The 6223-nt window shown below is 53.1% G+C and carries 8 protein-coding genes; 1 reads left to right on the top strand and 7 read right to left on the bottom strand.

Annotated features, from left to right (window positions below; translation table 11 throughout):
- A partial coding sequence (locus AAA857_RS08830) for a hypothetical protein (RefSeq protein WP_338174605.1) occupies positions 1-251 on the bottom strand: 251 nt, incomplete at its 3' end.
- 105 nt (positions 252-356) lie between these two features.
- On the opposite strand from AAA857_RS08830, the gene AAA857_RS08825 reads away from it, so the two are divergent.
- Entirely contained in the window at positions 357-1592 is a 1236-nt protein-coding gene (locus AAA857_RS08825; protein ID WP_338174603.1) for a glycosyltransferase, read from the top strand.
- Positions 1593-1694: 102 nt separating this feature from the next.
- Here the strand turns inward: AAA857_RS08825 and AAA857_RS08820 are convergent, their stop codons facing one another.
- From AAA857_RS08820 to AAA857_RS08795, 6 genes are all read right to left on the bottom strand, one after another.
- The gene (locus AAA857_RS08820; protein ID WP_338174602.1) at positions 1695-2210 is read right to left on the bottom strand and encodes an archaellin/type IV pilin N-terminal domain-containing protein; all 516 of its coding nucleotides are present in this window, start codon (positions 2208-2210) and stop codon (positions 1695-1697) included.
- Between the two features lie 359 nt (positions 2211-2569).
- Positions 2570-3583 (bottom strand): M24 family metallopeptidase, encoded by a 1014-nt coding sequence (locus AAA857_RS08815; protein WP_338174601.1) that lies wholly within the window; start codon positions 3581-3583, stop codon positions 2570-2572.
- Complete coding sequence (locus tag AAA857_RS08810; protein WP_338174600.1) at positions 3562-4158, bottom strand: L-threonylcarbamoyladenylate synthase; 597 nt, start codon at positions 4156-4158, stop codon at positions 3562-3564. Before AAA857_RS08810 ends, AAA857_RS08815 begins: the two co-directional genes overlap by 22 nt.
- Before the next feature lie 9 nt (positions 4159-4167).
- On the bottom strand, positions 4168-4440 hold the full coding sequence (locus AAA857_RS08805) for a hypothetical protein (RefSeq protein ID WP_338174599.1): 273 nt from the start codon (positions 4438-4440) through the stop codon (positions 4168-4170).
- On the bottom strand, positions 4362-5579 hold the full coding sequence (locus AAA857_RS08800; RefSeq protein WP_338174598.1) for a hypothetical protein: 1218 nt from the start codon (positions 5577-5579) through the stop codon (positions 4362-4364). Before AAA857_RS08800 ends, AAA857_RS08805 begins: the two co-directional genes overlap by 79 nt.
- Before the next feature lie 65 nt (positions 5580-5644).
- Entirely contained in the window at positions 5645-6211 is a 567-nt protein-coding gene (locus AAA857_RS08795) for an RDD family protein (RefSeq protein ID WP_338174597.1), read from the bottom strand.
- Positions 6212-6223: the final 12 nt, after the last annotated feature.

Below are 6223 nucleotides of genomic sequence, written 5' to 3'. Positions count from 1 at the left end.
CTCCGCCAAGACCAATCTGCTGCAGTATGAAGGTGGACGACATCCGGCCTTTCCTCAGCAGAACGGCAGCGTCGAATCAATTCCTTTCTGGCTCGCCTGTACGCCTTCCACTTCGCCCAGGGCGAGCCAACGGTATGGGAGGAGAGAAGGTCTGCCTCCCACCCCTCAGGTGGGTATTCCGCCAGCGTTCGCATGACGTTAGCCATCCCTCCTGGCGTATCGCAAGGACCGATGTGGAGGACCTTAGGCATGGTTTACCCACTTCGTCATCGGATGAAGACCTAACGGCTCAAAAAGCCATGAAGACGCACATAAAGAAGGGGAGATATCAAGGGCAACATGGGATTCAAAGCATCATGGTCGTCGTACCTGCCATCGTAGAAGGTGTTGCATTACTGACGGCCATCGTTCCGTTTGGTCTGCATCGGTGGAACATGCATCAGTGGACAAAGGCCCATGCTCAAACCCATGTTCCTGAACCCATGAACAAGGAATTGCCTCTGACTGTTTTGTTGCCCGTCTGGAATGAAGCCACCATCATCAAGCAAAAATTGGACGATTTAGCCAAACAATCTGCATCCTGCTCCCTCCTGCTGATCGATTCTGCATCGGACGATGCTACGGTAGATTTAGCGAGGACGTGGATTGACCAACATCCTGATGCCTTTCTCAAGGTGGATGTCCTGCTTATGGAACAGCGAGAAGGAAAGACGGCTGCGGTGATTCGAGCATTGAACCACATCAAGAAGGAGGGCGAAGCCACTTTGGTTTGCATGACCGATGCCGATGCGCGTTTGGGTCGTGGAGTTCTACGCAGGTTGATGGATTGGTTTTCTGACCCGATGATCGGGGCCGTAGGGGCTCTTCCCGAACGAATGAACGCCCGAAATGAAGAACTTGGTCACCGGGCGATGTGGGAGATGATGCGCATCACTGAATCCTACATTGACAGCACACCTTTCTTGGAAGGCTCATGCATGATGTGGAGGCAGGAAGCACTTCCTATCGATGAGCTCAATCCGCTCTCAAATGCCGATGACGCACAAATTGCAACAGCCATTCGCTGCCAGGGGTGGAGGGTTGTCGTTGACGAGCAAGCGGTCTTTCATGACGCCGCTCCTGACCGCCCAAGCGAACAACGTCGGCAAAAAATCACGAAGAGGCGCAGGGCACTTCAGCGCTTGCTCGTTCGCAGGAGAAAGGAGGGCTCTGGACGTCGCCATGGGGTGTTCAGTAAAATCATGAAGCGCCAATTCCATTTTCACATTACCGCTCCTCTCGCAGTTGGAATCGCTTCGATAAGTGCCTTATTGCGCTGGGGTTTTATTGGCCTTTATGGATGGCCAGCCACCTTTACCCTCGCTCATTCCCTTCACATGGGCCTCTGCGCTATGGAAGCCATCATGCTCGGATTATGGTGGCGTGCTCGAAGTGGGAAAACATCTGGGCCGCTGTCCTTGCTGGGTCAATGGCTCTCGAGCATGGAACTGCTCATGCGTTCACTGGTCACATCTGCCCGCGGGCGTTCCTTGCACATGTGGCAGCAGCACGCTGATGTTAGGGAAGCGATGGTTGCTGAATTTGAAAATTAAAAAAGGCCTCCTCGCCGACCGAAGTCAACGAGGAGGCGATGTTCACGTTTGTGATCAAACGTGGAAGTGTTCTTGCAGATGCCCTAAGGGCTTAGACGAGCTTCAAGCTTGGTCTGCTTCTGCTGAAACGCCGTTGGTGTTGTCAATGACAGTTCCTTCACGGGTGTCCGTGATGGTCACGTCAATGGTGCACGTAGCAGTGCAAAGGTCTTGTCCGCTTTCTTGGATGGTAACACCGTCACCAACAGACCAGAATTGGCCGCCATCACCTTCGAAAGGCACCAACAAGCAAACAGCGCCAGAGTCCTGTCCTGGGTTGTCACAGGTAACAGGTGCAGCGTTGTCCACTTCAATTTGGACCTTTAGGTTGGCCCAGTTGATGTTTTCTCCCTTGGTCATTGACATGCGGATAAGGTTGTCAGTGGTTCCATCAGATGGTGCACCACTGGCGTCCTCTCCGTCAAAGACGTACAAGGTCAGGTTTCCGTCGGTGTTGCCTTCAGCAAGGGAGCTAGCCCATACGTACAGCACACCAGCCAGCACAACAGTGATTGCGACCATCAAGATGGTAGCGATAACTGGGCTGACAGCCTCTTCATTTCGGTTTTCGTTTTTCATATTTTTGTCCTCCTTCCCCTTTCGGGGGGTAGGGCTACCACAGCCGTCGTCATATTAAACAATATTGTCTATTTAATTCGCGTAGAAGCCCAAAAACAGCAAAAAAAGGGGTTTCTTCAAATGTTACTTTTTGTTGTTTTCCGCGCCAAGCGAGTGGAGCATACGATTTGTAAGACTTCGATTTTCACGAAAATAACCAAACCAGCCTGACGGCTAATGAGGGAATAAAGGTGAACAGGGTGAGAGAAACGCAGAGGGGATGGGATGCACTCAAACGAGAACTTCAACAGCCCTGTTCATGTAAGTCCATGATTTCACGGTTTATATTGGTTTTTGAAGGGGAATCCGTGATTTAAACGTCATTCTACGGTCAAAATCTCAGGTCCACCCGACGTAACATGCACGGTATGTTCGAATTGGGCAATGTTGCCGCCGTCTTTACATCGGAGTACATGGTATGTTTCCAAGAAGCGTATGCTGATCAATTTCTTCACAAGCGCATTCCATTTGCTTTGTAAGTTGGCTTCATCGGCATCGGGGAAGGGTTTCTTGAGCATGGGGAACGCCCAGCGTTCTGCAAATGGGAGCGTTGAGTAACGCTCCTCGAGATTCCTGGCCATCTGTGCCCCAAGCGGCTTGAGTTGGTTTTTGGCTCGTGCCTTCTTGGATGTTGTCATTCCTGTTACGCGGTAAATGTTGGATGAGTGTGGAGAGCCGATGTTTTCAATCATCCCTGAGGAGCCCGTGGTGTTGAACGGCTCTACGGCGTAGATTGCGCCTTCTTCAACAACGCCCCTGAACCCTTGATTGTCCTTACCGCAAGCGTAGGAAGGAACCGAAACTCCTGCGTGAAGTTCCCATGGCTTGAGTTGATGGCCGCACAAATTGCGAATCGGTTGGAATCCTGCATCAAGAGAAGGTTGGGCGGCTGCTTGGCCTACTTTGTACCACGGGGTGCCGGGATGAAGCATCTCAACTGCTGCGTCCCGGGCCTCTTTTGCAGCCTTGATTTGTTCGGTATGGTTGTTCGAGTTCCCGATTTCCATGCACAGGGCGTTATCACCGATGTGTCCTTTGATGTGAACTCCGAAGTCGATTTTGACCAAATCGCCTTTTGACAATACATTGTCGTTATCCCATCCGTCAACACCATCAATCAAGTGGTTCGTGGTAAAGTGTGCAGCCATGTCATTGACGGCAATGGTGGCAGGGAAGGCCGGTTTTCCACCGTGGCGATGAATGAATCGTTCCGCAGATTCAATGATCTCATGAAAGGTTTTACCAGGTTGTAATTCGAGTTTCATGGCTTCCAAGGTTCGGCGAGCGACATGCCCTGCATCCCGCCAATACTTCAGTTGCGATTCTTCCACCATTCAGCCACTTCATGTGTAGGTACAACGCCCTCTCTCATAACAGTTACCACCGGGCCAGCATCTCCACCATCTGTTACTTTGATGATTGTACTGCCCAGACCGCCCGCACAATCCCCCTCAAGAATGGCATATGGCGGGAGCCTAAGTTCGGCTCCTGCATCTTGTGATGTCAATTGTGGCTCGTCGCCAGATTCATTCGCACTGGTTGCCGTAATCGGGCCCACCGCCGAGACCAATTCACGAGCGACTGGATGGGCGAGGCACCGAACAGCCACAAATGAACCACCGAGGCGTTCGTCAAGCGGTGTTCGGGCTGGGAGGATAAAAGTCAGTCCACCTTTTGGGAAAAAGGCCTCCAATTCAATCACTTTTGTATCGACGTGAACGAGGGTTGTGGCTTGTTCCAATGAAAGTACACCAAGGCTGACGGGTTTATCGGATGCTCTGTTCTTGAGAGCAAATAATGCATCCAACCCTTCCACAGTAGGTAGGCAAGCCAAGCCAGGCAGGGTGCTCGTTGGATAGGCAACGACCCCGTTGTTGCGAAGGTGATGAAGCGTTTGATCATCGATCATGGCTGCCCCTCAGGATAGAGCCCACTTCGTCACATGAAGTTGAGCGACGTTGTTCGCTAACTCTCTGTCTTGGGTCTTAACCAACAGTTTTCCACTCGGATAAAGCGTTAGGTCACAAGGTCCTGTGAAGGTCCAACACAACACCGAACGGATTTCAACAATGTATCCCGCGGCCTCTATTGCAGAACCAACGCTGTCCAAGTTCACTGAACCAATCCCGTCTGGTACGATCTGCCATGAGGCTTGATTGCCACAGAGTTCCATCGCAAATCCGTCTGACATGCAATCACCTCAGAGCTTCTCGGGACGCGAGGGTGGGCCGGACGGAGGGCCGGAAGGTGGACCGCTGGGAGGGCCGGAAGGAGGGCCGGAAGGTGGACCGGACGGAGGGCCGGAAGGTGGACCGCTGGGAGGACCGGACGGAGGGCCGGAAGGTGGACCGCTGGGAGGACCGGACGGAGGGCCGGAAGGTGGACCGCTGGGGGACCGGACGGAGGGCCGGACGGAGGACCGCTGGGTGGACCGGACGGAGGGCCGGAAGGTGGACCGCTGGGTGGACCGGACGGAGGGCCGGACGGAGGACCGCTGGGTGGGCTGGAAGTTGGTTTTGGTGAAGAGGGAAGTGGGGGTGGGGTAGAGGCTGTAGCAGGGGCTGGTTTTGCTTTTTCAACGGGCTCTGGTACGCTAAGCGGTTGAGGTTCAAGCTCAGGCACTGGTTCAGGCTCTGGCTCTGGCTCAGCTGCTGGTGGCGTAGGGGGAGTCAAAGGTGTCAGCGGCTTGAGCGGTGCAAGCAGTGGGTCTGGACGGCTGGCAGCGGCGGCCGGTGTTGGTTCAACCGCTGCAGGTTTTTCGCTCTGCCACGGTGGCGTTCGAGGTCCGTCTTCTTCGTCTGCGCTTCCGGATTCACCAAGAATCACCTTTGTTGAACCGCCCTCACTGTTTTCACCAAAATACGACGTCATCGTGATGGTTTCAGCATCAATAATGCCTCGTTCTTCGGTCGTACCAAAATCATCGAGATGGTTATCAAATGCTCCACTGAACAGAGTCGAGCCGATCGCATTGCCCATTTTCCGACCCTTATTTGCCTGGAATTCAAAGTCGGCGGCGTATGGGCCCAATGAAATCGCATGACCGCCCCCGTTGAATTCAAACGTCCATTCTCCGGTGTCAATCGAAGCTTCAAACTTGAATTGTCGTGTCAATCCAGGCCCGATGGAACTGATGCCATCAATGGGCTCAAACCGTTGACCTTTGTCACTCACTAGAGCAGCGGATAAACCTCCGACCGGAATGGCGGATTCATTCGTCAATTCAATAACGACCATGATGATGTCTTCATCATCATCATCAATCTCCATCGAGACCGATTGAAGGGAAGTGCTCAGGGAGCCTGCTCGGGCGCTGTGGTCATCGCTCATGCATTCTCACCAACCGGCACTGAGAGGTGGCTGTACTTCAATATCATGCTTGAACTTGATAAAAATCAGCGAAGACCGAAACGAGTTTCTGCCGGCAACGACCAATCTACGGCCGCAACAGTATGGTGCTTAAGGTCAACCTTGGTTCGGTATTCTTCTTTCGATGATTGGGCGTTGTAGGCGTCTCGGAGTCCAAAATACAGCCATCCAACAGCTGGAATGAGGTAGATCAGTTTGGCCATGGCCCGTGGACCCCAATGGTGTTGTTCGAGGAGCGTCCCGTTGTCATGAACAATGGCGATTCTAAACCCTCGCTGAGCAAGTGACCTCCCGATGGTTTGGCCGGTGTACTTGAAATAAAGATAAAATGCAGACAAGAAGACAAACCAATTCAGAGCGAAAAAGGCTCCTGTCCTCAGGTCAACCGTGAGAAGGCTTAGGTCAAACAGGGCCGCCAAAAGCCGTCCGCCGGTGGCGAATGAGAGGACGACACTGATCAACACGACATCGAGCATAAAGGCTGCAACCCGCTTCCATGCTGGAGCGATGAGCATGCCTTCTGGTGCAGAGGCCAAGACGGTTTGAGCGAGCGTCCCGCCACCTTGAACCATCGTAATGGGACTGTCGGCCATGGTGTTAGGCGT

It is taken from the genome of Candidatus Poseidonia alphae (genome assembly GCF_943787815.1).
Taxonomy (GTDB): domain Archaea; phylum Thermoplasmatota; class Poseidoniia; order Poseidoniales; family Poseidoniaceae; genus Poseidonia; species Poseidonia alphae.
The sequence above is the reverse complement of the archived record's forward strand: the minus strand, read 5'-3'. Positions and strand labels throughout refer to the sequence as shown.